Source organism: Aeromicrobium sp. (assembly GCF_037719875.1).
GTDB lineage: Bacteria > Actinomycetota > Actinomycetes > Propionibacteriales > Nocardioidaceae > Aeromicrobium.
Genome location: NZ_JBBJMJ010000003.1, coordinates 99,058 through 122,298, shown reverse-complemented (window position 1 = coordinate 122,298; position 23,241 = coordinate 99,058). Strand labels below are relative to the sequence as shown.

Genomic DNA, 23,241 nt, shown 5'->3' with positions numbered 1-23,241 from the left:
TCGGCGACTAGGCTGGGCGGCACGATGACGTTGCCGTTCCCTGTGCCCCCCGCTGCGCCCGACAAGTCTCCTGACAAGCGGCGCCCGCGCTCTGAGACCCTGCTGGAAGGCCTCAACGAGGCTCAGCAATCGGCTGTCTCACACCCCACCGGACCACTGCTCGTGGTGGCTGGCGCAGGATCGGGCAAGACCCGGGTGCTGACCCGTCGCATCGCCTGGCTGATCGCTGCCCGAGGCGCCCACCCCGGCTCGATCCTCGCGATCACGTTCACCAACAAGGCGGCGGCCGAAATGCGCGAACGAGTTGCCGAGCTCGTGGGGCCCCGCGCCCGGATGATGTGGGTCTCGACGTTCCACGCCGCCTGCGTGCGCATCCTGCGGCGTGAGGCGAGCAAGTTCGGCTTCACCTCGACGTTCACGATCTACGACGCAGCCGACCAGCGAAGGCTCATGACGCTGATCTGTCGCGACATGGACCTGGACCCCAAACGGATCAATCCGCGGGCGGTGCTCAACTGGATCTCCAACCTCAAGAACGAGCTCGTCGACCACGAGTCAGCAGCGGGCAGGGCGGACAACCCGACCGAGGAGATCTACGCCGAGGCCTACAAGGCCTATCAGGCGAGGCTGCAGGCCGCCAACGCAATGGACTTCGATGACCTCATCATGAACACGGTGCACCTGTTGCAGGCCTGGCCGGAGGTTCGCGAGACATACCGGCGGCGGTTCCGGCACATCCTGGTCGATGAGTACCAGGACACCAACCACGCGCAGTACCAGCTCATCAAGGAGCTGACCGACGAGGAGTCCGATCTGCTGGTGGTGGGTGACTCCGATCAGTCGATCTATGCGTTCCGCGGCGCCAACATCCGCAACATCCTCGAGTTCGAGGACGACTTCCCCAACGCGGCGACGATCCTGCTGGAGCAGAACTACCGCTCGACGCAGACCATCTTGTCGGCTGCCAACGCCGTGATCAGTCGCAACGAGGGCCGCAAGGACAAGCAGCTGTGGTCGGCCGAGGGCGATGGCGAGAAGATCGTGGGCTACGTCGGCGACGACGAGCGTGACGAGGCGCAGTTCATCGCCGACGAGATCGACAAGCTGACCGACGCCAGCGCCGCTGCCGCCAAGGATGTCGCGATCTTCTATCGCACGAATGCCCAGAGCCGAGTGTTCGAAGAAGTCTTCATCCGGGTCGGACTGCCCTACCGCGTCGTCGGCGGAGTCCGGTTCTACGAGCGCAAGGAGATCAAGGACGCCTTGGCGTACGTCCGGGTGCTGGTCAACCCGCGCGACGCCGTCTCACTGCGGCGCATCATCAACGAGCCCAAGCGCGGCATCGGTGAACGGGCGGAGGCGGCGATCCAGCGGCTCGCGACCGCCGAGGGCATCAGCTTCTGGGAGGCGCTGACCCGCGCCGACGAGGCGACAGACCTGGCAACCCGTTCCAGCAACGCGATCCAGGCATTCACCTCGATGATGGCCGAGCTCATCACGATGGCCGAGTCGGGCGCCCCCGCTGACGCGGTGCTGGAGGCCGCGCTGACCCGCAGCGGCTATCTCTCGACCCTCGAGCAGAGCACCGATCCCCAGGACGAGACGAGGGTGGAGAACCTCGCCGAGCTCGTCGCAGTGGCGCGCGAGTTCGTCGTGGGTGCCAGCACGGTCGCAGACGAGCTGCTGGTCGAGCGAGGGGTCGATGTCCTCCAGGAGGAGCGGTCGGCAGCGGTCGACGCGATCTCCGACGAGCCCGATCTGGCGGCCGGCTCGCTCGCGGCATTCCTCGAGCAGGTTGCGCTCGTCGCCGACGCGGACCAGATCCCCGACGAGGGAGACGGTGTCGTGACCTTGATGACACTCCACACGGCCAAGGGTTTGGAGTTCCCTGTGGTGTTCCTGACCGGCCTCGAGGACGGGGTGTTCCCGCACATGCGCTCCTTGGCCGACAGCAAGGAGCTGGAGGAGGAGCGCCGGCTGGCATATGTGGGCATCACCCGAGCCCGCACCCGCCTCTACGTCACGCGAGCTGCGACGCGCTCGGCCTGGGGCGCCCCGGCCTACAACCCGCCGTCGCGATTCCTCGACGAGCTGCCCGAAGCCCTCGTCGACTGGCGCCGGTTGGCCTCGCCGCCGACCCAGTGGACGCCCAGCTCGCCGTCGGCGACGGCACAGTCAACGTTCAGGTCCTCCAATGTCGCGGCCCGCTCCAGGCGCGCGTCGCTCGAGGTCGTGTCGCTCTCACCTGGCGACCGGGTCAGTCATGACAGCTTCGGCCTCGGCACCGTCGTCACGGTCGAGGGCCAGGGCGAGAAGTCGGTGGCCTCGGTCGACTTCGGGTCGCTCGGGGTCAAGCGCCTGCTGTTGCGATACGCGCCCGTCGAAAAGCTCTGAGGCCCTCGGCGGTGCCAAGACGCCGCCTACGCGGGGATCAGGGGCGGATGCCGTGCTGGATCAGCACGGGCTCGGGGTCGACCGAGCTGCTGCCACCGGGGAGGTAGACCTCCAGGTGCAGGTGGGGTCCGGTCACGTTGCCGGTCGAGCCGGTGTAGCCGATGACCTCGCCGGGGCCGACCGCCTGGCCGACCTTGACCGCTATGCGGCTCTGGTGGCAGTACCAGACCTCGGTGCCGTCGCGGAGCGTGATGACGGTGCGGTTGCCGTAGGAGCCCTCATAGCCGGACGACTTCACGACACCCGCTGCAACCGAGACGATCGTCGACCCTGAGGGACCGGCGAAATCCAGGCCGGTGTGTGATCCGCTGGACCAGAGGCCGCTGCGCTGACCGAAACGCGCCGTCAGGCGGTAGCCGGTGACCGGGAGGACCCACTGGTTGGCCTTGGACTCCTTGGCGAACTTGTCGACGTCCTTCTTGAGGTCAGACTGGGCGACCAGCGTCTGCTCGGCCTGGAGCTTGGTCTGCTTCTTGACGAGCGTGCGGTTGAAGTCGCGGCTGACGTCGACCTTGCCGTCAGTGCCGTCGTCGTCGGGACCGACGTAGCTCTGCGAGATGGTTTGGTAGCGGTCGCTCTTGAGCGAGTTGCTGTCGGTCTTGGGGCCGATAACCGTGGCAAAGAAAGCAGCCAGGACCAGGACGAAGGCACCGGCCATGGCCGGAGTGAGACGAAGGGTGCGCTTGGGAGCTTGGCGCCGCTGCGCGGAGCGTTTCCCGGTCGTTCGCTTCGGAGTCTCTTGGCGGACATCGAGTCGGCGTTTCGGCGCAGACGATGACACGCAGAAAACCTCCGGAAGAAGGACAACAGGACCCCACGAGACTAGCCGAAGGATTGCGTCGAGTGAAACCGAATCTGCGTTCTCCACAACAAATGACGTCAGCCAAGCGGGAAAAGTCGACAAAGTGTGATGACCTTCACCCTTGTGGGAGCATCGTCCGCATGGTCAGGGAGCGTGTCGTGCTGGGCGCGATCGGTGGTGATGAAGCGGTCCGGCGGGCCGCTCGGCGTATGCGGGACGAGGGGCGGGAGGTCGTCTATGTGGGAGGCGACCAGACCCCGGAACAGCTCGTCCACACCTTCATCGCAGAGGATGCGACGGCGATCGTGGTCGACGGTGATGTCGAGTCGCTGACCCGCATCGCCGATCTGTGTGCCGACCTCGGTGTGGGCGAAGCCGTCGTCACGCCTCTTGACGAGCGGTCAGACGGCCCTCGATCTCGGTGACGAAGGCTCGGACAGTGTCCGCGATGAGCTCAGGTTGGGTCTGGACGACCCAGTGGCTCGCAACGACGTCGACGCGCCGGACGTCGGGCGCGAACTCGGCGACGTCGACATAGATCGCCGGTGAGAGGAAGGGGTCCTCGTCGGCACGACGAGCTGCACGGGCACCGACGTCGTCCCTCGCGTGAAGCTCAGCCCGTTGGCACGGTAGAGGTTGATGCCGTTGCGGAAGTCGTCGTCGAACGTCTCCCCCCAGTGTCCGTCGTCGCCCAGCCGCTGGCCACGGGCGAGGACCGCGCGGATCCGGTGCCCGAAGCGGCGCGTGACGAGCTCGGGGATCAGCGGTGCCTGGAACGCGATGACATACCAGGAGCGTGCGAGCTGGCCACAGACCGCGCCGAGCTGCTTGCCGGCGAGGCCACTGCGGAGGAAATGACCGAACAGGTCGAGGCCGGGGCCGCTGATCGAGGTGTAGGAAGCGATGCGGCCGGTGAGGCGCGGGTCCGAGTCCTCGCGCATGACCGCGCCCCAGGACTGGACCGAGCCCCAGTCATGGCCTACGAGGTGCACGGCACCGCCGTCGGGGCGTACGTGCTCGATGACCGCGGCCAGGTCGCCGACCAGGTTGGTCATGCGGTAGCCCGATCGTGATGTCGGTGCCGTCGAGCCGCCCGCCCCACGCACGTCGTACGTGACGACCCGGAAGTCCGGCGTCAGGAGCGGGACGACGCGGTCCCAGACCTGCTGGTTGTCGGGGAACCCGTGGACCAGGACGACGACCGGGCCGGCGTCGTTGCCCTCGACACGCACACGCAACTGCACGTCGGACGATGTGATCGTGTCGGTGGTCATGGGTCTCCCAAGATGTGTGACGAAGCCAACGCGCGTGAACACCCGGTTAAGGGCTAGAGTCGCAAAGGCTCAATTACTGTCGGCCATCGGCCGGCTCCCGAGCGTATCGGACGTCAACAGAGGACGGACTCCACCGTGGATTTGATGGAATATCAGGCGAAGGAGCTCTTCGCCAAGCACGACGTACCAGTCACCCTGGGCATCGTTGCCAACACACCGGACGAGGCGAAGGTCGCGGCAGAGCAGCTCGGCGTCGTCGTCGTCAAGGCACAGGTCAAGGCCGGCGGTCGCGGCAAGGCCGGCGGCGTCAAGCTCGCCAAGACACCTGACGAGGCGCATCAGCACGCGTCGGACATCCTCGGGATGCAGATCAAGGGTCTGACGGTCAACCGGGTGCTCATCGCTCCGGCCGCGAGCATCGAGGAGGAGTACTACTTCTCATTCCTGCTCGACCGCGCCAACCGCAGCTATCTCTGCATCGCGAGCGTCGAGGGTGGCGTGGAGATCGAGGAGGTCGCCAAGACCAACCCCGACGCGGTCAAGAAGATTCCGATCGATGCCGGCACAGGTGTGGACGAGGCGAAGGCGCGAGAGATCGTTGCCGACGCAGGATTCCCCGAGGCCCTGGTCGAGCAGGCCGTCACGACGGTCCAGACGCTGTGGAAGGTCTTCGTCGAAGAGGACGCCACGCTGGTCGAGGTCAACCCGCTCGCACGGCTCGAGGGCGACATCCTCGAGGCGCTCGATGGCAAGGTCTCGCTCGATGAGAACGCCGAGTTCCGTCATGAGGACCACGCTGCGTTCGAGGACAAGGATGCGGCCGACCCGCTTGAGGCCAAGGCCAAGGAGAAGGGCCTCAACTACGTCAAGCTCGACGGCGCGGTCGGCATCATCGGCAACGGCGCGGGACTCGTGATGTCGACACTCGACGTCGTCGCGTATGCCGGGGAGAAGCACGGCGGGGTCAAGCCCGCCAACTTCCTCGACATCGGCGGCGGAGCCTCGGCGCAGGTCATGGCCGACGGTCTCGACGTCATCCTGGGTGACGAGCAGGTCAAGAGCGTGTTCGTCAACGTCTTCGGTGGCATCACCTCATGTGACGCCGTCGCCAACGGAATCGTCGGGGCGCTGGACATCCTCGGCGACGACGCTTCCAAGCCGCTCGTCGTACGCCTCGACGGCAACAATGTCGAGGAGGGGCGCCGGATTCTCGACGAGCGCGATCACCCGCTCGTGACCCTCGTCGACACCATGGATGGCGCGGCAGACCGCGCCGCCGAGCTCGCCAACAACTCCAACGGACAGGGAGCCTGACATGTCGATCTTCCTGAACAAGGACTCCAAGGTCATCGTCCAGGGCATCACGGGCGGCGAGGGCACCAAGCACACCGCCCTGATGCTCAAGGCCGGCACGAACGTCGTCGGTGGCGTCAACGCCCGCAAGGCAGGCACGACCGTCACCCACGGTGACGTCGAGCTCCCGGTCTTCGGCACGGTTGCCGAGGCCATTGAGAAGACCGGCGCCGACGTGTCGGTCGCCTTCGTCCCCCCGGCGTTCACCAAGGATGCCGTCGTCGAGGCGATCGATGCCGAGATCGGCCTCCTGGTCATCATCACCGAGGGTGTGCCGATCCAGGACAGTGCCGAGTTCTGGGCTTACGCGCAGGGCAAGAAGACGCGCATCATCGGTCCCAACTGCCCCGGCATCATCACGCCGGGCGAAGCGCTCGCAGGCATCACGCCGGCGACGATCTCGGGTTCGGGTCCGATCGGTCTGGTGTCGAAGTCAGGCACGCTGACCTACCAGATGATGTTCGAGCTGCGTGATCACGGCTTCACCACCGCGATCGGCATCGGCGGCGACCCCATCATCGGGACGACGCACATCGACGCTCTCGAGGCGTTCGAGGCAGACCCCGACACCAAGGCGATCGTGATGATCGGCGAGATCGGCGGCGACGCGGAGGAGAAGGCTGCGGCCTACATCCAGGAGCACGTCACCAAGCCGGTCGTGGGCTATGTCGCGGGATTCACCGCTCCGGAGGGCAAGACGATGGGCCACGCCGGCGCCATCGTCGCCGACGGTGCAGGTACCGCGCAGGGCAAGAAGGAAGCCCTCGAGGCTGCGGGCGTCAAGGTCGGCAAGACGCCGTCGGAGACCGCCGAGCTGATGCGGGAGATCCTCAAGGGGCTCTGAGCCCGAGCAAGGAACGCCCCGAGCAACGGACGCGTAGTACGCCGAAGCCCCTCCCGCCGACAGGCAGGAGGGGCTTCGGCGTGAATGCGGTCCTACTTGGCGTACTTCAACCTCGTCGCCGCTCGCGTCGCGACGGCTTCGAACTCGGTCTGGGTGATGTCGTACTTGCCGGCCGGGGTGAAGGTCACCTGGGCGACCTTGGAGCCGCGGCGGATCAGTGAGGTGCGGTAGTACGTGCGAGATCCCTTGGTGACCTCGAGCCCGACCCGCCAGACATCGCCTGAGAACGCGGGATCCTTGAAGGACTTGCGCTGGTCGATCTTGGCCGAGAGGGTGTCGTCGGCGCATGACTCGAGCCGCTCGGTGGCCTTCTTGACGAAGGCCTTGGCCTTCTTGGTCGAGGAGAACCGGCCCACGGTCTCGGCGACGCCGAACTTGTCCGGCAGCGTCTTGGCCTCGTAGAGCACGTAGATGCGTGCGCTGGCATCGCGGACGTCCTCGCTGCTGAAGTCGGCCTTGTCGCACCGTGTCGCGGCCGGGTTGGGCTTGGCAGGAACCGTCGCCGCGGCCCACACCTTGTCGATGTTGCTGATCGGCGGCAGGTCGACGATGCCGAGGTATTCGGGCGCTTCCGAGGTCGGCGGTGGGTCGGTGCGACGGACCTGGATCCGGTCGGTGCACACGCCGCCGCTGTCCTTGCAGACCTTGTCGACCGAGTCGTTGAGCGTACGGGCGAAGGTCCGGACGCTCGGGCCCTTCTTGCCGTCGACCTCGTGGACCAAGGTGCTCGTGATGGTGCCGGAGTGGCTGAAACCGACCGTGAACGTACGTTGGGGTGAGCGGTGCGACCGCAGGCGGAGGATCTGGAAGTCGCCGAAGGGTCGCTGCACCGTGTAGGCAGCGACGAGCTGGACGCGGGGGTGCTCGCAGTCGGAGTACCACTGCACGAGCCGCTCGTAGGTCGTGGCCGCGATCGTGTCGCTGCGGGACACCTCGATCGCCTGTGCGACGCGCTCGGTGGCGGCGCCCTTGGAGGCGAAGGTGCGCACGAAGACCTTGCGCGGGTTCTTGTTCGCATAACGCTTGGTGGGACACGTGGCATAGGGGGTCGTGTTGTTGACGTTCTGGTCGGTGCCGTCGACCGCCCAGGAGCTGGCGGGGTCGAGGTTGCTGACCTGCTTCGCGGAGAGCAGGTTGCCGGTGTCGATCGTCTTGGCATCAAGCTGGACGTCCTGCTCGGTGCCGAACTTCTGGCGGCTGGGGGCCTTGGTGCCACTGGCCAGCGCGTCACCGTCCGTCGCAACGAATCCGCTGCCGAAGATGATGGCCACGGAAGCCGCGACCAGCAGGACGGTGTTGCGCCTGCGCCCGCGCTTGGCCGCGCTGCGGACCGTCGCCGGATCAGGGACCTGGAGTGATTCGGTCGCAGAGGCAAGCGCATGCATGCGCCGCTCGATCATGTCGATGCGCTGCCTCAGCGCGGTCTCGAGGCTTGCCAGCGCGGTCGTGACGCTCTCGATGCCCTCCTCGGCAGGCAGCCCGACCTCACGCGAGGCCTCTTCGAGATCGGTGTTGCCGAGTGTCATCAGGACTATCAGTCGGCGATCGTCGACGCTCAGCTCGGCGAGGGCCTCGAGCAGCTGGGTGTCGCTGTCCTCCTCGTGCTTGCGTCGCAGGGGGTGGGTGCCGCGGCTGAGCGCCGTGAGCTTCCACGCCTCGTTGCGCACATAGCCGAGCGGGTGACGGTCACGGATCTTGGACCAGTCGCGCCACGCCCGCCGATAGGCGTCCACGGTCGCCTCGAAGGCGACCTGTCGGTCACCGCTGACTGCATAGGTGACTTGGACGGCCTGAGCGAAGGTCGAGGAGTAGAAGCTGTCGAACTCATCGACGCGAGTCATGTACCAGCCTCCTTTTGACGTGCGGCGTGCCTGACTCCAACGCCCCAACTTTACAGGTTGGATGAAGGGGTGCCCCCGCCCGTCGAGACCCCCTACCTCCGACCGGCCTTCCTCACCGCGCTGCTGGCCGCCGTCCTGTCGCTCGCGGTATCGGCCGTCTTCGTCGTCATTGCAAGGGGTTTCGCCGATTTCACGCTCGCCTCGTTGCTTCGATCCACGGTGCGCACGTGGCTGGTTGCGCTCGGGTCCGGCATCGACGCCGGCGGGGTGACCTTCGCACTGGTGCCGATCGGTGCCACGCTCGTGTGCGTCGCGCTGGTGGCGTGCACTGCGGCGTGGGTCGTCACCGAGCCCGTCCAGGAGCTCGCGGCCTTCACCGCGACGACGGCCGGGGCGTACGGAGTCATCGCGGGCATCGCCTCGGCGGCATCGGCATCCGGCGACGTGCACACTCCGGTCGTACGTGCGGCATTCGTGGCCTTCGTCGTCGGAGGCATCGGTGCGGCGCTGGGGGCCGTCCGCCGGCACGGCGGGGGCGATCAGCTGTGGTTCACGGCATCTGAGGATGTGCGCCTCGCGACGCGAGCAGCCGTCCCAGGTGTCCTGGTCGTGCTGACCGCCGCGGGCGTCGTGGTGGTGGTCCAGCTCGCGCGCAACATCTCGCGGGCGGGAGACCTATGGGCGCAGCTCGATCCCGGCAGGGGCGGTGGGATCGCCCTGGGCGTCGGGTGCCTGTTGGCGGCGCCGACCCTCTTGCTCTGGACCGCTTCGGTCCTGATCGGACCCGGTTTCATGCTCGGCACCGACACCTCGGTCGACCTCTCCGGATCGCAGCTCGGCAATGTCCCGGGCTTCCCGCTGCTCGCCGCGCTGCCACCGCCGGGCGAGCTGCCCGGCTGGGTGTTCGTGCTCGGGCTCGTGCCATTGCTCGCCGGGGTGGTGTCGGGCTGGCGCGTCGGTCCGGGCCGCCGGGAGGGTGTCCTGGGCCGGGTGGCCCTTGGTGCGGCGGCCGGTGCCGTGGCGGGCTTCATGCTGGGCGTCCTCATCGGGCTCTCCGGAGGCGCAGTCGGGCCCGGCCGGATGGCCGATGCCGGGCCGCCCACGTTCACTCCGTTGCTGCTCGCGGTGCCCGTCATGGCGGTGGGCGGCGCGCTGGGCGCTGCCCTCGCCCACTATCGTGGAGACCGTGCCTCCCAGTCCCCGGACACCAGCTCGACTGGTCGTCCTCGTCTCTGGAAGCGGCACCAATCTCCAGGCGCTGATCGACGCGTCGACGAGTCCTGACTACGGCGCAGAGGTCGTCGCGGTCGGAGCCGACCGCGACGGGACCGGGGGTGTCGCCCGGGCGGAGCGTCACGGCATACCGACATTCGTGCTTCCGGTCCCGGACTTCGCGGATCGCGCCAGCTGGGACGCCGCCCTGGCCGAGGCCGTCGCGGCGTACGACCCCGACATCGTCGTGCTGGCCGGCTTCATGAAGCTCACCGGTCCGGCGTTCCTGGCCCGGTTCGGTGGGCGCACCCTCAACACCCATCCGGCGCTGTCGCCGGCGTTCCCGGGCATGCACGGCCCGCGGGATGCGCTGGCCTATGGCGTCAAGGTCACCGGCGCAACGCTGTTCGTCGTCGACGAGGGTGTCGACACCGGCCCGATCGTCGCCCAGGTCGCCGTCCCGGTGCTCGATGGCGACGATGAGGCCGCCCTGCACGAACGCATCAAGAGCAGTGAGCGGGCCATGCTGGTCGACTGGGTCGGCACCCTTGCGCGCGAAGACTTCCACCTCGATGACCGGGCCGTTCGGCTCGGAGGAGAATCACATGACCACTAGCCACGCCCCTTCCGTCCGCCCCCTCGGTCGCGTCCTCATCTCGGTCTATGACAAGACCGGTCTCGAGCAGCTGGCTCGCGACCTGCATGCCGCCGGCATCTCGATCGTGTCGACCGGCTCGACGGCCAGGACGATCGAGTCCGCAGGCGTGCCGGTCACCCCGGTCGAGGAGCTCACGGGGTTCCCTGAGTGTCTCGACGGGCGGGTCAAGACGCTGCACCCCCGCGTCCACGCGGGCATCCTGGCCGACCTGCGCCTCGACGACCATGTGGCGCAGCTCGCCGACCTGGAGATCGAGCCGTTCGACCTCGTGATCGTCAACCTCTACCCCTTCAGTGAGACAGTCGGGTCCGGCGCAACTCCCGATGAGTGCGTCGAGCAGATCGACATCGGGGGTCCCTCGATGGTCCGTGCTGCGGCCAAGAACCATCCGAGCGTCGCGGTCGTCGTCAGCCCCTCGTCGTACGACGACGTGCGGGCCGCGATCGCTGCAGGCGGCTTCACCCTCGATCAGCGCAAGCGCCTTGCAGCACAGGCGTTCGCGCACACGGCGGCATACGATGTCGCGGTCGCCTCGTGGTTCGCCAGCGTGCACGCGCCGGCCGAGGACGGCTGGCCGGAGTTCACCGGCGCGACGTGGGACAAGTCGGCGGTGCTGCGCTATGGCGAGAACCCGCATCAGCCGGCCGCGCTCTATCACAACGGGCGCGGTGGCCTCGCCGCCGCGGAGCAGCTGCACGGCAAGGAGATGTCCTACAACAACTACGTCGACACCGATGCGGCCCGCCGCGCGGCATACGACTTCGAGCTCCCGGCCGTCGCGATCATCAAGCACGCCAACCCGTGCGGCATCGCGGTCGGTGACGACGTGGCCCAGGCGCACGCCAGGGCCCACGCGTGCGACCCGGTCTCGGCCTTTGGTGGGGTCATCGCGACCAACCGCCCTGTCTCGGTGGCGATGGCCGAGCAGGTGGCTGAGGTCTTCACCGAGGTCATCGTCGCGCCCGACTACGAGGCAGGTGCCGTGGAGGTGTTGCAGGGCAAGAAGAACATCCGCATCCTCCGCGTGTCCGCCGACGAGCACCGCGAACCGGTCGAGTTCCGCGGCGTGAGTGGCGGCGTCCTCGTGCAGCGCGTTGACCGCGTCGATGCTGACGGCGACGATCCGTCGTCCTGGACGCTGATCGCGGGGGAGCCGGTCGACGACCGTTCGTTTGCCGACCTCGCATTCGCGTGGACAGCCGTGCGGGCGGTCAAGTCCAACGCGATCCTGCTCGCCAAGGACGGCGCGTCCGTCGGTGTCGGGATGGGCCAGGTCAACCGGGTCGACTCGTGCAAGCTCGCTGTCGAGCGGGCCGGCGTGGAGCGGGCAGCCGGATCGGTCGCGGCATCTGATGCGTTCTTCCCCTTCCCCGACGGCCCGGAGATCCTCTTCGCCGCAGGGGTGCGCGCGATCGTCCAGCCTGGTGGCTCGATCCGTGACGATGCGGTCATCGAGGCTGCTCAGGCAGCCGGCGTCGCGATGTATGCCACCGGAACCCGGCACTTCTTCCACTGAGCTGGTCGAGCAGCAGGGCCAACTGAGATCATGGTGACTTCGCCCTGCGTTCGCGAGCCGGGAGCAGCACCCACACCACCAGCAAGGACGCTGTGATCGCGGCGGCGACCGCCGCAGCAATCCACCATGGACCGATGAAGTCGAGGATCAACCACACGACCCCGACGATCGCCACGGTCTGAGCCCCGATTCCCCATTGAGCCAACCGATCAGCTGATTCGACCAGCCAAGGCCGCTCACCCTGATGGAAGAGCGCTCGGTGGAGGACCACGGGGGTCATCAGCAGAAGTGTTGCGATGACTGCCATGCACAGAACAGCCGCGTATACGGTTTGCCTCGACGACTCCAGCTCGCTGAATCGTGGGGTGAACGGGATGGTGAGCAGGAAGCCGGTCAGGATCTGCACGCCGGTTTGCGCGATGCGCAACTCTTGCAGGAGCTCCTGCCAGTTTGCGATCCAGACGTTCTTCGGTCGGGTTGTCGGGCGGCGGGTCGGCGACGGGATCCTTCGGGCCGGTGGTCATTGCCTTCTCCTGTCGTCGCACAGCGTGTCCTTGTTCGCAGACGTCAGCGCAGGCCCAAGCCTGCGAGCACCTGGGCGCCGGGCAGGTCGGCCAGCAGTGCTCCTGGGAGGGCGAGCTTCGAGCGGCGCAGGCCACTCCCGAGCAGGACCCACGGCTGCTCGGTGACGGCCTGATCGATCAGGATCGGCCAACCTTCAGGGACGCCGACCGGTGTGATGCCGCCGTACTCCATGCCGGTCTCCGCGACGGCCCAGTCCTGCGGCGCGAACGAGCACTTGCGGGTGTCGATCGTGCGTCGGACGAGTCCGTTGACGTCGGCGCGTGTGCTGGCAAGCACGACACATGCCGCAGGCCGCAGCTCGCCGCCGCGCTTGCCGAGCACGATGACGCAGTTGGCTGACGCCTCCGGGTCGAGGCCGAAGCGATCGGTGAGGGCTGCCGTGTCGGCGAGGTCGGGATCGATCGCCACGGCGTGCGCCTGGGCACTGAGGTCGGTGATCGCGGCGATCATGGCTGCCACCGGCGGCGCAAGCAGGTCGTCGCGGGCCGGCTCGAGGTCGAGCGTGCCGAGTCGGACGGTCACTTCGCCTTCTCGCTGAGCTTCGCGAGCGTACGGTCGACGCCGTCAGCGCCGAGCGCATGGGCGGCGACGAGATTTCGGATTGCCGCGGTGAGCAGGCGCGCCTCTTCGTGCTCGGTGTGGAGTCCGGACTGGCGCCGCACCGCCGTGCCGGCGATCAGGGTGACGATGGACGCGGCGAGCATGTCGGCGTCGTGGACCCCGACGCGGTTGAGCATCCTGAGAGTCAGGCCCTCAAAGGCGCGGATGGCATGGGCGGCGGCATGGCGGAGCTCCGGCGCTCGGGCCGCGGCGAGGAAGATGGCCAGCTCGAGCGCAGCGACCTCCGGGCCACGAGCGGAGAAGATGTGCGAGATGAACTGGGAGGCGTCGTCGAGGCTCACCTCGATGTCGAGATCGACCGCGGAGAGGGCCTCGAGGTCACGGGTCCACTGGTCGATGTGCGAGCCGAGGGCTTCGCGGATGAGCTCGTCGATCGACTCGAAGTAGTAGGTCGTCGTGGCCGAGGGGAGACCGGCACGAGCAGCGACGGCGCGGTGCGTGATGGCACGGGACCCACCTTCGGCGAACAGCTCGATCGCCGCGGCCAGCAGCTCGTCGCGCCGAAGCCGGCTGCGTTCCTGCGACAGCGATGCACGCGTGACCATTGACGCATCACCTCAGTTTCTGTACGTTCGTACGAATTCGGCCCCTGTGCACCCGGATCTTGTCGGAGGCAGTCTATGCGTCGCATGACCTCACTCGTTGTTGCTGTCGTCCTTGGGGCGAGCATTCTGCTCGTCCCCTCTGCGGCGAGCGCCGCGGAGTGGTCGCCCGGTGAAGAGAAGTACGACATCACCGTCACGACCGACATCCCGGTCACGATGCCCGACGGACGGGTGCTGCGCGCCGCGATCCACGCGCCAGCGATCAAGGGGACCAAGACCCCGGCACCCGGGGATTTCCCGGTGATCCTGATCCAGACGCCTTACAGCAAGACCGTCGGCAATGTCGGCGTCGGCGCGGTCCCTCCCTACCTCGTGAAACGGGGATACATCGGAGCCATCGTCGACGTGGCGGGCACGGGCGGTTCAGAGGGGCAGTCGCAGCTGTTCGGCAAGCAGGAGGGCAAGGACGGCGCCGAGCTGGTCCGCTGGGCGGCCGATCTCCCTGGCAGCAACGGGAGGGTCGGGCTCTTGGGCGGCTCCTATCTCGGGATCGACCAGCTGTTCACGGCCGCCGAGGTCGGCAAGGACTCCCCACTCAAGGCGATCTTCCCGATCGTCTCGTCGTCCGACCCCTATCGAGACCTGTTCAGCGTCGGCGGCATCGTCAACGTGATCTCCCCGGCGGGCCTGCTGGCGGCCTACTTCGGCCTGCGCACCCTCACGCCCCTGGCCGATCGCGGTCCGACCGATCCGGTCGACGCGCTCCGGCTGATGCTGGAGCACGGACTCGCCGGCATCCCGTTCGAGCTGCAGACCGGCCTGGACGTCCTGCTGCAGGGTGACCGCGTGTACGACAGCGCGTACTGGCAGGAGCGGGCGCCCCAGCGCGTCCTCGACAAGATCGTTGCGAACGATGTGCCGGCCTATCTCGTCGGAGAGCAGTACGACGTGTTCCAGCGGGGCGAGCCGCTCCTGTACAGCGGGTTGCAGAACGCCTCGGTCGGACGTTCGGTGTGGCAGCCGATGGAGAAGACCCAGAAGGCCGACCCACGCTGGCAGCTCAAGACCGGACCCTACGACCACAGCTCGGCGGGCGAGGGCCTCGACAAGATCCAGCTCCAGTGGTTCGACCAGTGGCTCAAGGGTCGCGACACCGGCATCCTCGACACCACGAGACCGTTCCACGTCGAGGAGACCGGCGGGCGGAAGTATGACCTTGCCGCCTACCCCTCCGAGCACTCCACCCCGGAGCGGTGGTTCTTCCAGCCCGGGCAGAAGCTCTCGCCGGCCACGCCTACCGCGAGGACCGGGTCGTCGACGGCAGTGTGGAAGGGATTCTCCCTCTCGTGCGCCCGCTCGCTCGGTCAGTGGTCCGCAGGCATCCTGTCGCCGGCCTACGAGGCGTGCAGCAAGGTCCCGGCCTTCTCCGTGCCCCAGCCGGGCGACGTCGCATACGACTCCGGCACCCTCCCGCAGGACCTTCGTCTGGCCGGTCCTGTCGGACTGACCCTCAACGCGACCTCGACGTCGTCGGAGACGATGTTCGCGGTGACCCTCCAGGATGTCGCACCTGACGGCAAGATCAGCGACCTGACCGCTGGTGGTCTCCTGGGCTCGGCGCGCGCGATCGACCCGGACAAGAGCTGGCCCGACGGCCACGGCGGTTATCAGTTGCCGTATCACCCGCAGACCAGGGTGACGGCGGAGAAAGTGCGGCCCGGCAAGGTCACGCAGTTCGACGTCGAGATCAGGCCGGCATTCAGCACGATTCCGAAGGGTCACTCCCTCCGGGTGCTGATCGGCAGCGGCGACACGCTCCACCTGCTGCCACCGCCGACCAAGCTCCTCGACCTCCTGCTGGGTGTCTATCGGATCCAGCACAACTCGACGACGCCGTCATGGATCACGTTGCCCGTCGCCGACTGACGACGGCGTGAAACACTCGTCCGTGTGACAGCGCAGATACTCGACGGCAAGGCGGTTGCATCCGCGATCAAGGACGAGCTCCGCGTACGCGTGGCCGCCCTCCGGGACAAGGGCGTCGTGCCCGGTCTCGGCACGATCCTGGTCGGCAGTGACCCTGGCAGCCAGTGGTATGTCGCGGGCAAGCACCGCGACTGTGCCCAGGTCGGCATCGAGTCCTTGCGCATCGACCTGCCGGAGACCGCAACCCAGGGCGAGGTCGAGGCGGCGGTCGACGAGCTCAATGCCGATCCGACCTGCACGGGCTACATCGTCCAGCTGCCCTTGCCTCAAGGCCTCGACGAGAACGCCGTCATCGGTCGCATCGACCCCGCCAAGGACGCCGACGGGCTGCACCCGACAAACCTCGGCTGGCTCGTGCTCGGCAAAGCGGCACCGTTGCCCTGCACGCCCCGCGGCATCATCGAGCTGTTGCGCCGTCACGATGTGCCGATCGCAGGTCGAAATGTCGTGGTGGTCGGCCGCGGCATCACGGTGGGCCGGCCGATGGGGCTGCTGCTGACCCGGCGCAGCGAGAATGCCACCGTGACGCTCTGCCACACCGGCACCCGTGATCTGGGTGCGGAGGTGCGTCGTGCCGACATCGTCATCGCCGCTGCCGGCGTCCCGGGGATCATCTCAGCAGACATGGTCAAGCCCGGCGCAGCCCTGCTCGACGTCGGCGTGAGCCGCGATGACAACGGGATCGTCGGAGACGTGGACCCTGCGGCCCACGAGGTCGCCGGCTGGATCTCACCCAACCCCGGAGGCGTCGGGCCGATGACCCGCGCGATGCTGCTCGCCAATGTTGTCGAGACGGCTGAGCGGCTCTCGTCGTGATCGGTCCCCGCAGTCGCGGATCGCAGCTCTATCTGCTGCACCTGCTTGCCGTGCTCGTCGGCCTGGTGCTCGTCGTGGTCGGGCCGTGGCGCGCGGGGATCATCGTGATCGGCGCAGCTTTCGTCGTCGGGGCGTTCGCCCGGTTCGTCATGCCGGTCGACCACACCGGGATGCTGCGCGTACGAGGCAAGGCCTTCGACGTGTTCTGGATGACGACGCTCGGCATCTCATTGGTCGTGCTTGCTGCGGTCGTGCCCGGCCAGCCGACCTGATCGAGCCCCCAAGATTTGGCGGCTACCCAACCGAAAAGGCCAAAGATTTGGCCGATTTCGGTGTGAAATCGGCCAAATCTTGGGGGTTGGGTCAGATCAGGCCGAGCTCCTTGACCGCGTCGCGCTCCTCGGTCAGCTCGGCGGCGGTCGCGTCCATCTTGCCGCGGGAGAAGTCGTCGATCTCGAGGCCCTGGACGATCTCCCAGTCACCATTGCTGGTCGTGACGGGGAACGAGTAGATCAGGCCTTCGGGCACACCGTATGAGCCGTCGGACACGACCGCCATCGAGGCCCAGTCACCCTCGGGCGATCCGTGCAGCCAGTCTCGAGCGGCATCGATCGTCGCGGAGGCAGCGGAGGCGGCCGATGAAGATCCGCGTGCCTCGATGATCGCAGCGCCGCGCTTGGCGACGGTCGGGATGAAGTCGTTCTCGATCCAGGCCTGGTCGTTGACGGTCTCAGCCGCGTTCTTGCCGGCGATCTCGGCGTGGAAGATGTCGGGATACTGCGTGGCCGAGTGGTTGCCCCAGATCGTCATCTTCTTGATGTCGGTGACAGAAGCGCCGGTCTTGGCCGCGAGCTGCGAGATGGCCCGGTTGTGGTCGAGCCGGGTCAGCGCACTGAAGCGATCCTGAGGGATGTCGGGGGCGTTGGTCATCGCGATCAGCGCGTTGGTGTTGGCCGGGTTGCCGGTCACACCGATGCGTACGTCGTCGGCGGCGACGGCGTTGAGGGCCTTGCCCTGGGCCGTGAAGATCGCGCCGTTGGCCTCGAGCAGGTCTCCGCGCTCCATGCCGGGCCCACGCGGGCGAGCGCCCACGAGCAGCGCAAGGTTGACGCCGTCGAAGATCGTCTCGGCGTCATCACCGATCTCGACACCCGCGAGGGTCGGGAAAGCGCAGTCGTCGAGCTCCATGACGACACCCTCGAGAGACTTGAGCGCGGGCGTGATCTCCAGCAGCTGCAGCTGGATCGGGGTGTCGGGGCCGAGCAGCGATCCGCTGGCCAGGCGGAAAAGCAGGCTGTAGCCGATCTGGCCGGCGGCGCCGGTGACGGCGACCTTGACGGGGGTTGTGCTCACGGCGGGGCTCCTTGGAGGTGCGGAAAATCGGGGGATACCTTCCGAAACTAGCGCAGCCGCCCGCGGGATTCTTCCCGGGGGCGGCTGCGTGTGACCGGTATGGCGAGGTCAGCTGCCTGCGTGGGTGTTTGACTCGACGAGCGGGTCCGAGGCGTTGGCCTTGGCGTCGTCATCCTCGCTGCCGGGGTTGTCCTCGCCGATGCCGGCGCGGGTCAGCTCCTCGATGCGCTTGCCGGTGTCGGCGTCGACGTTCTTCCAGTAGTCGAACGCGCGCTCCAGGACGTCGCCCTCGACGCCTCCGAGCAGGTGCCCGGCCACGGTCTGCACGAATTCCTCGCGTTGCGCGTCGTCCCAGACCTCGCGCACCAGGGTTCCGGCCTGCGAGAAGTCATCGTCATCGGCACGCAGCGTGTAGGCCTGACGGACCATGTCGCCGTCGGTCTCCCAGCCGTCGTGCACCTCGCCGGTCAGGTCGGCATAGCCGCGACCGAACGAGTTGGGGGCGTATTTCGGCAGATCCCCCTGGTGCTCGTATGCCATGGGGCCGTCGAACGCATAGGTGTTCTGACCCTCGTTGCGGGGACGGTTGACCGGCAGCTGGAGGTAGTTGGGCCCGATGCGGTAGCGCTGCGTGTCGGCATAGGCGAACGTGCGCCCGAGCAGCATCTTGTCCGGCGAGAATCCGATGCCGGGGACGATCGTCGACGGCGCGAACGCGGCCTGCTCGATCTCGGCGAAGAAGTTGTCGGGATTCCTGTCGAGCGTGAGCGTGCCGATCTTGACCAGGGGATAGTCCTCGTGCGGCCAGATCTTGGTCAGGTCGAACGGGTTGATCCGGTAGGTCTTGGCGTCCTCGTAGGGCATGAGCTGCACCGATGCGGTCCAGGTCGGGAACTCGCCCCGGTCGATCGCCTCACGCAGGTCGCGGCGGTGGAAGTCAGCGTCCTCGCCGGCGATCTTGTTGGCCTGGTCGCCGGTGAGTCCCTCGACGCCCTGATCGCTGTGGAAGTGGTACTTGACCCAGTGCTTGTCACCGGCCTCGTTGTACCAGAGGTAGGTGTGCGAGCCGTAGCCGTTCATGTGGCGCCACGTCTTGGGGATGCCACGGTCACCCATGAGGTAGGTGACCTGGTGTGCCGACTCGGGGTTGAGACTCCAGAAGTCCCACTGCATGTTGTTGTCGCGGAGGCCGGAGCCGCCACGACGCTTCTGCGAGCGGATGAAGTGCGGGAACTTCATGGTGTCGCGGACGAAGAACACCGGGGTGTTGTTGCCGACCAGGTCGTAGTTGCCCTCGGAGGTGTAGAACTTGATCGAGAAGCCGCGCGGGTCGCGCCAGGTGTCGGGGCTGCCCTGCTCGCCGGCGACGGTCGAGAAGCGCAGCAGCAGATCGGTCTCGGTGCCGGGCTGGAACAGCGCAGCCTTGGTGTATGCGCTGACGTCCTCGGTGGTGGTGAACGTGCCGAAGGCGCCCGAGCCCTTGGCGTGCACATTGCGCTCCGGGACGCGCTCACGGTTGAAGTGCGCCATCTGCTCGATGAAGTGCACATCGTGCAGCAGGATCGGGCCGTCTGCACCGACCGTCAGCGAGTTGCGGTCCGAGACTGCGGGCGAGCCGGTGATCGTCGTCGATCCCTGCTGGGCCTCCGGGGTCGGGGCGTTGGCAATGGACGTGCCGTCCGTCGGCTGGGGAACTGTCGTGGACATGTTCGTTCTCCTTAGGTGGGTGTGCGGTTTCAGCGGCCGGGTTGACAGTCGGGGCACAGGCCCCAAAAGGTCACTTCGGCCTGGTCGATGGCAAATCCGTGGGACTGCGAGGGAGTGAGGCACGGGGCCTCGCCGGTCGCGCAGTCGACGTCGCGCACGGCGCGGCACGACGTGCAGATCAGGTGGTGGTGGTTGTCGCCGATGCGCCGCTCGTAGAGCGCCGACGAACCAGCCGGCTCGATGCGGCGCAGCAGGCCGACATCCGTCAGGGCGCCGAGCACTCCGTATACGGCCTGGACCGACGTGCCGGGCAGGCTCAGGCGTACGGCCTGGAAGACCGTGTCGGCGTCGCTGTGCGGCTGACGCGTCAGGGTCGTGAGGACCGCGAGCCGCGGGCTGGTGACCCTGAGCCCCGCGAGCTGGAGCTCGGCTCGCAGCTCGGCCGGTTCGGCGCTGAGCTGGGTGGCGGGCATGGTCTCGACACTACGCGTTCTCTTGAACTAGTCAAGAAAGGCGACCCTCATCGATGTGTCAGTCAGCGTCCTCGCCGACGATCAGGACGTGTGTCACGCCGGCGATGGCGGCACCGATGACGGGGGCGAGGATGAAGACCCACACCTGCTGCAGGGCGTCCCCGCCGGCGAACCAGGCGACACCGAGCGAACGCGCCGGGTTGACCGAGGTCCCGTCGACCGGGATCGAGATCAAGTGGATCAGGGTCAGCGCGAGGCCGATCGCGAGGCCGGAGAACCCCACAGCTGCACGTCTGGCGGTGGCGCCGAAAATGACGTAGAGGAAGAACGCCGTCAGCACGATCTCGGTGATGATCACGGCGAGCAGGCTGTATCCATTGGGCGACCGGTCGCCATAGCCGTTGGTGCCGAATCCGCTGGCGGAGGCATCGAATCCGTCGGCACCCGATGCGATGGCATAGAGGACGGCTCCGGCGACGGTGGCCCCGACGAGCTGCGCGACGAAGTAGCCGGGCGCGTCTTTCCAGGCGAAGCGCTTGGCCGTCGCCAGGCCGACCGTGACCGCGGGGTTGAAGTGGCCGCCGGAGACATGACCGAATGCGTAGGCGCCGGTGAGGACCGTCAGACCGAACGCCAGCGAGATGCCGAGCGTGCCGACTCCGCCGCTGCCGCCGGCGAGCACCGCGGTGCCGACTCCACCGAGAACCAGCCAGAACGTGCCGAGCGCCTCGGCGCCGAGCCTGTGGGACGTCGTGGGTGTCGCCATGATGAGCCTTCCTGAGTTCCGGGGTGACCTGGTCCACAATTTAGGGGCTGAGCGGACGGCACTGGGGGAGGCTGGGGCTGGCCGTGTCGGTGAGATATCTTGATGTCAAACCAATTGTCAGGCACCCACACGTAGGAGTCGCCGCACTCATGGCCAAGATCATCTATACCCTCACCGACGAAGCGCCGTTGCTGGCCACCTATTCCTTCCTCCCCGTCATCGAGGCGTATGCCTCGACGGCCGGCGTCGAGGTCGAGACGCGGGACATCTCGCTGGCCGGACGGATCATCGCCCTGTTCGGCGACCGGCTGACCCCCGAGCAGCAGATCGACGATGCGCTGGCAGAGCTGGGCGCCCTGGCCAAGACCGCCGACGCCAACATCATCAAGCTGCCCAACATCAGCGCCTCGATCCCGCAGCTCAAGGCCGCGATCGCCGAGCTTCAGACCCAGGGCTATGCCCTCCCGGACTATCCCGACAACCCGTCGAGCGACGAGGACAAGGACGTTCGCGCCCGCTACGACAAGGTCAAGGGCAGTGCGGTCAACCCCGTGCTGCGCGAGGGAAACTCCGATCGCCGCGCGCCTGCCTCGGTCAAGAACTTCGTCAAGGCCCACCCGCACTCGATGGGCGAGTGGAGCAGCGACTCCAAGACCAATGTCGCCACGATGGAAGCAGATGACTTCCGGGACGGTGAGAAGTCTGTCGTCATCGAGTCCGATGACCAGATCACGATCCAGCTGGTCGGCGAGGACGGTACGACGACGGTCCTCAAGGAGGCGTTCCCGGTGCTCGCCGGCGAAGTCATCGACGGCACCGTCATGCGTGCGGCCGCACTCGATGAGTTCCTCGCCGCGCAGGTGGCCCGGGCCAAGTCCGAGGGCGTGTTGTTCTCCGTGCACCTCAAGGCCACGATGATGAAGGTCTCGGACCCGATCATCTTCGGTCACGTCGTCAAGGCGTTCCTCCCGGCGGTCTTCGAGCAGTATGGCGACGATCTCGCGGCCGCCGGACTCAGCCCGACCAACGGGCTCGGCTCGATCCTGGCCGGGCTCGACAAGCTGCCCGAGGGTGCTGAGATCAAGGCCGCGATCGAGCAGGGCATCGCCGACGGCCCGGCCCTGGCAATGGTCGACTCCGACAAGGGCATCACGAACCTGCACGTGCCGAGCGACGTCATCGTCGACGCCTCGATGCCGGCCATGATCCGCACGTCCGGCCACATGTGGGGCCCCGACGGTGACGAGGCCGACACGCTGGCGGTGATCCCCGACAGCTCGTACGCCGGGATCTACCAGGTCGTGATCGACGACTGCTGTGCCAACGGTGCCTTCGATCCCGCCACGATGGGCTCGGTGCCCAACGTCGGACTCATGGCCCAGGCCGCGGAGGAGTACGGCAGCCACGACAAGACCTTCGAGATGACCTCTGCCGGCACCGTGCAGATCGTCGACTCCGCCGGTGAGGTGCTGATCGAGCACGCCGTGGAGACCGGGGACATCTGGCGCGCTTGTCAGACCAAGGACGTCCCGATCCGGGACTGGGTCAAGCTTGCCGTGACCCGAGCCCGCGCGTCGGACACGCCGGCGGTCTTCTGGCTCGACCCGACACGTGCCCACGACACCAACTTGATCGCCAAGGTTGAGGCCTATCTGCCCGAGCACGACACCGACGGCTTGCAGATCGAGATCATGTCGCCCACCGAGGCCACGGCGTTCTCGATCGAGCGCATCCGGCGTGGCGAGGACACGATCTCGGTCACCGGCAACGTGTTGCGCGACTACAACACTGATCTCTTCCCGATCCTCGAGCTCGGCACGAGCGCCAAGATGCTCTCGATCGTCCCGCTGATCAATGGCGGCGGCTTGTTCGAGACCGGTGCGGGCGGGTCAGCCCCCAAGCACGTCCAGCAGCTCGTCAAGGAAAATCACCTGCGCTGGGACAGCCTCGGTGAGTTCCTCGCGCTGGCGTCGAGCTTCGAGCACATGGCCGTGACGACGGACAACGCCCGCGCGCAGATCCTGGGCGACACGCTCGACCGCGCCACCGGCACGTTCCTGGCCGAGAACAAGTCGCCCAGCCGCAAGGCCGGCGAGATCGACAATCGTGGCAGTCACTTCTATCTCGCTCTCTACTGGGCGCAGGAGCTCGCGAAGCAGACGGAGGACGCCGATCTGGCCGCCGCCTTCGCGGAGGTCGCCGAGGAGCTTGCGTCGAACGAGCAGAAGATCAACGAGGAGCTGCTCGCCGTCCAGGGATCACCGGCCGACATCGGCGGCTACTTTCGGCCCGACGAAGAGCTCGTCAATGCCGTCATGCGCCCGTCCGGAACGTTCACCGGAGTGCTGTCGGCGCTCTCCGCGCGCCTGGTCTGA

Annotated in this window: 21 protein-coding genes; 11 read left to right on the top strand and 10 right to left on the bottom strand. The window is 67.3% G+C overall.

Features of this window, described 5'->3' with window-relative positions:
• Positions 1–24 precede the first annotated feature (24 nt).
• The gene (locus WKF39_RS05320) at positions 25–2,394 is read left to right on the top strand and encodes a UvrD-helicase domain-containing protein (protein WP_340386194.1); all 2,370 of its coding nucleotides are present in this window, start codon (positions 25–27) and stop codon (positions 2,392–2,394) included.
• 37 nt (positions 2,395–2,431) lie between these two features.
• On the opposite strand, the gene WKF39_RS05315 is transcribed toward WKF39_RS05320, so the two are convergent.
• On the bottom strand, positions 2,432–3,112 hold the full coding sequence (locus WKF39_RS05315; protein WP_340386193.1) for a M23 family metallopeptidase: 681 nt from the start codon (positions 3,110–3,112) through the stop codon (positions 2,432–2,434).
• Between the two features lie 284 nt (positions 3,113–3,396).
• Here WKF39_RS05315 and WKF39_RS05310 point away from each other — a divergent pair, with 284 nt between their 5' ends.
• Positions 3,397–3,681 (top strand): hypothetical protein, encoded by a 285-nt coding sequence (locus WKF39_RS05310; RefSeq protein WP_340386192.1) that lies wholly within the window; start codon positions 3,397–3,399, stop codon positions 3,679–3,681.
• On the opposite strand, the gene WKF39_RS05305 is transcribed toward WKF39_RS05310, so the two are convergent.
• Positions 3,658–4,530, bottom strand: coding sequence for an alpha/beta fold hydrolase (locus WKF39_RS05305; protein ID WP_340386191.1), 873 nt, complete (start codon positions 4,528–4,530; stop codon positions 3,658–3,660). The two genes, WKF39_RS05310 and WKF39_RS05305, sit on opposite strands and share 24 nt — an antisense overlap.
• Positions 4,531–4,665: 135 nt before the next feature.
• Between WKF39_RS05305 and sucC the strand changes: the two genes are divergently transcribed.
• Positions 4,666–5,844: an ADP-forming succinate--CoA ligase subunit beta gene (gene sucC, locus WKF39_RS05300; protein WP_340386190.1), complete on the top strand. Its 1,179-nt coding sequence runs from the start codon at positions 4,666–4,668 to the stop codon at positions 5,842–5,844.
• Position 5,845: 1 nt separating this feature from the next.
• Positions 5,846–6,727, top strand: a complete 882-nt coding sequence (gene sucD, locus WKF39_RS05295) for a succinate--CoA ligase subunit alpha (protein WP_340386189.1) — start codon at positions 5,846–5,848, stop codon at positions 6,725–6,727.
• Positions 6,728–6,819: 92 nt separating this feature from the next.
• On the opposite strand, the gene WKF39_RS05290 is transcribed toward sucD, so the two are convergent.
• The gene (locus WKF39_RS05290; protein WP_340386188.1) at positions 6,820–8,628 is read right to left on the bottom strand and encodes a hypothetical protein; all 1,809 of its coding nucleotides are present in this window, start codon (positions 8,626–8,628) and stop codon (positions 6,820–6,822) included.
• 69 nt (positions 8,629–8,697) lie between these two features.
• Between WKF39_RS05290 and WKF39_RS05285 the strand changes: the two genes are divergently transcribed.
• The 3 genes from WKF39_RS05285 to purH are packed head-to-tail and all read left to right on the top strand — an operon-like array spanning position 8,698 to position 12,014.
• Positions 8,698–9,912, top strand: coding sequence for a DUF6350 family protein (locus tag WKF39_RS05285; protein WP_340386187.1), 1,215 nt, complete (start codon positions 8,698–8,700; stop codon positions 9,910–9,912).
• On the top strand, positions 9,815–10,456 hold the full coding sequence (purN, locus tag WKF39_RS05280) for a phosphoribosylglycinamide formyltransferase (RefSeq protein ID WP_340386186.1): 642 nt from the start codon (positions 9,815–9,817) through the stop codon (positions 10,454–10,456). The genes WKF39_RS05285 and purN overlap by 98 nt, the downstream gene beginning before the upstream one ends.
• Positions 10,446–12,014, top strand: coding sequence for a bifunctional phosphoribosylaminoimidazolecarboxamide formyltransferase/IMP cyclohydrolase (gene purH / locus WKF39_RS05275; protein WP_340386185.1), 1,569 nt, complete (start codon positions 10,446–10,448; stop codon positions 12,012–12,014). The genes purN and purH overlap by 11 nt, the downstream gene beginning before the upstream one ends.
• Before the next feature lie 28 nt (positions 12,015–12,042).
• Here the strand turns inward: purH and WKF39_RS05270 are convergent, their stop codons facing one another.
• The 3 genes from WKF39_RS05270 to WKF39_RS05260 all read right to left on the bottom strand — a co-directional run bounded on the left by WKF39_RS05270 (position 12,043) and on the right by WKF39_RS05260 (position 13,765).
• Positions 12,043–12,471, bottom strand: coding sequence for a DUF6328 family protein (locus tag WKF39_RS05270; protein ID WP_340386263.1), 429 nt, complete (start codon positions 12,469–12,471; stop codon positions 12,043–12,045).
• Positions 12,472–12,581: 110 nt separating this feature from the next.
• The gene (locus WKF39_RS05265; RefSeq protein WP_340386184.1) at positions 12,582–13,121 is read right to left on the bottom strand and encodes a YbaK/EbsC family protein; all 540 of its coding nucleotides are present in this window, start codon (positions 13,119–13,121) and stop codon (positions 12,582–12,584) included.
• Positions 13,118–13,765 (bottom strand): TetR family transcriptional regulator, encoded by a 648-nt coding sequence (locus WKF39_RS05260; RefSeq protein WP_340386183.1) that lies wholly within the window; start codon positions 13,763–13,765, stop codon positions 13,118–13,120. Before WKF39_RS05260 ends, WKF39_RS05265 begins: the two co-directional genes overlap by 4 nt.
• Positions 13,766–13,849: 84 nt before the next feature.
• Here WKF39_RS05260 and WKF39_RS05255 point away from each other — a divergent pair, with 84 nt between their 5' ends.
• Genes WKF39_RS05255 through WKF39_RS05245 form a run of 3 tightly spaced genes read left to right on the top strand, consistent with a single transcriptional unit; the run spans position 13,850 to position 16,839 of the window.
• Positions 13,850–15,691 (top strand): CocE/NonD family hydrolase, encoded by a 1,842-nt coding sequence (locus WKF39_RS05255; RefSeq protein WP_340386182.1) that lies wholly within the window; start codon positions 13,850–13,852, stop codon positions 15,689–15,691.
• A gap of 24 nt (positions 15,692–15,715) precedes the next feature.
• Positions 15,716–16,567: a bifunctional methylenetetrahydrofolate dehydrogenase/methenyltetrahydrofolate cyclohydrolase gene (locus tag WKF39_RS05250; protein WP_340386181.1), complete on the top strand. Its 852-nt coding sequence runs from the start codon at positions 15,716–15,718 to the stop codon at positions 16,565–16,567.
• On the top strand, positions 16,564–16,839 hold the full coding sequence (locus WKF39_RS05245) for a DUF3017 domain-containing protein (RefSeq protein ID WP_340386180.1): 276 nt from the start codon (positions 16,564–16,566) through the stop codon (positions 16,837–16,839). The genes WKF39_RS05250 and WKF39_RS05245 overlap by 4 nt, the downstream gene beginning before the upstream one ends.
• A 91-nt stretch (positions 16,840–16,930) precedes the next feature.
• Here the strand turns inward: WKF39_RS05245 and WKF39_RS05240 are convergent, their stop codons facing one another.
• The 4 genes from WKF39_RS05240 to aqpZ form a co-directional block, all read right to left on the bottom strand.
• Entirely contained in the window at positions 16,931–17,920 is a 990-nt protein-coding gene (locus WKF39_RS05240) for a malate dehydrogenase (protein ID WP_340386179.1), read from the bottom strand.
• A gap of 108 nt (positions 17,921–18,028) precedes the next feature.
• The gene (locus tag WKF39_RS05235) at positions 18,029–19,627 is read right to left on the bottom strand and encodes a catalase (RefSeq protein WP_340386178.1); all 1,599 of its coding nucleotides are present in this window, start codon (positions 19,625–19,627) and stop codon (positions 18,029–18,031) included.
• A gap of 29 nt (positions 19,628–19,656) precedes the next feature.
• Positions 19,657–20,100, bottom strand: coding sequence for a Fur family transcriptional regulator (locus tag WKF39_RS05230; RefSeq protein ID WP_340386177.1), 444 nt, complete (start codon positions 20,098–20,100; stop codon positions 19,657–19,659).
• A 58-nt stretch (positions 20,101–20,158) separates the two neighbouring features.
• Complete coding sequence (aqpZ, locus tag WKF39_RS05225; protein WP_340386176.1) at positions 20,159–20,866, bottom strand: aquaporin Z; 708 nt, start codon at positions 20,864–20,866, stop codon at positions 20,159–20,161.
• Between the two features lie 149 nt (positions 20,867–21,015).
• Here aqpZ and WKF39_RS05220 point away from each other — a divergent pair, with 149 nt between their 5' ends.
• The gene (locus WKF39_RS05220; protein ID WP_340386175.1) at positions 21,016–23,241 is read left to right on the top strand and encodes an NADP-dependent isocitrate dehydrogenase; all 2,226 of its coding nucleotides are present in this window, start codon (positions 21,016–21,018) and stop codon (positions 23,239–23,241) included.

Excerpts from the sequence above, each read along its gene's own strand:
- WKF39_RS05320 (WP_340386194.1), top strand. The coding sequence starts at position 25 with ATGACGTTGCCGTTCCCTGTGCCCCCCGCTGCGCCCGACAAGTCTCCT.
- WKF39_RS05315 (WP_340386193.1), bottom strand. The coding sequence starts at position 3,112 with ATGGCCGGTGCCTTCGTCCTGGTCCTGGCTGCTTTCTTTGCCACGGTT.
- WKF39_RS05310 (WP_340386192.1), top strand. The coding sequence starts at position 3,397 with ATGGTCAGGGAGCGTGTCGTGCTGGGCGCGATCGGTGGTGATGAAGCG.
- WKF39_RS05305 (WP_340386191.1), bottom strand. The coding sequence starts at position 4,530 with ATGACCACCGACACGATCACATCGTCCGACGTGCAGTTGCGTGTGCGT.
- sucD (WP_340386189.1), top strand. The coding sequence starts at position 5,846 with ATGTCGATCTTCCTGAACAAGGACTCCAAGGTCATCGTCCAGGGCATC.
- WKF39_RS05290 (WP_340386188.1), bottom strand. The coding sequence starts at position 8,628 with ATGACTCGCGTCGATGAGTTCGACAGCTTCTACTCCTCGACCTTCGCT.
- purH (WP_340386185.1), top strand. The coding sequence starts at position 10,446 with ATGACCACTAGCCACGCCCCTTCCGTCCGCCCCCTCGGTCGCGTCCTC.
- WKF39_RS05260 (WP_340386183.1), bottom strand. The coding sequence starts at position 13,765 with ATGGTCACGCGTGCATCGCTGTCGCAGGAACGCAGCCGGCTTCGGCGC.
- WKF39_RS05255 (WP_340386182.1), top strand. The coding sequence starts at position 13,850 with ATGACCTCACTCGTTGTTGCTGTCGTCCTTGGGGCGAGCATTCTGCTC.
- WKF39_RS05235 (WP_340386178.1), bottom strand. The coding sequence starts at position 19,627 with ATGTCCACGACAGTTCCCCAGCCGACGGACGGCACGTCCATTGCCAAC.
- WKF39_RS05230 (WP_340386177.1), bottom strand. The coding sequence starts at position 20,100 with ATGCCCGCCACCCAGCTCAGCGCCGAACCGGCCGAGCTGCGAGCCGAG.
- aqpZ (WP_340386176.1), bottom strand. The coding sequence starts at position 20,866 with ATGGCGACACCCACGACGTCCCACAGGCTCGGCGCCGAGGCGCTCGGC.
- WKF39_RS05220 (WP_340386175.1), top strand. The coding sequence starts at position 21,016 with ATGGCCAAGATCATCTATACCCTCACCGACGAAGCGCCGTTGCTGGCC.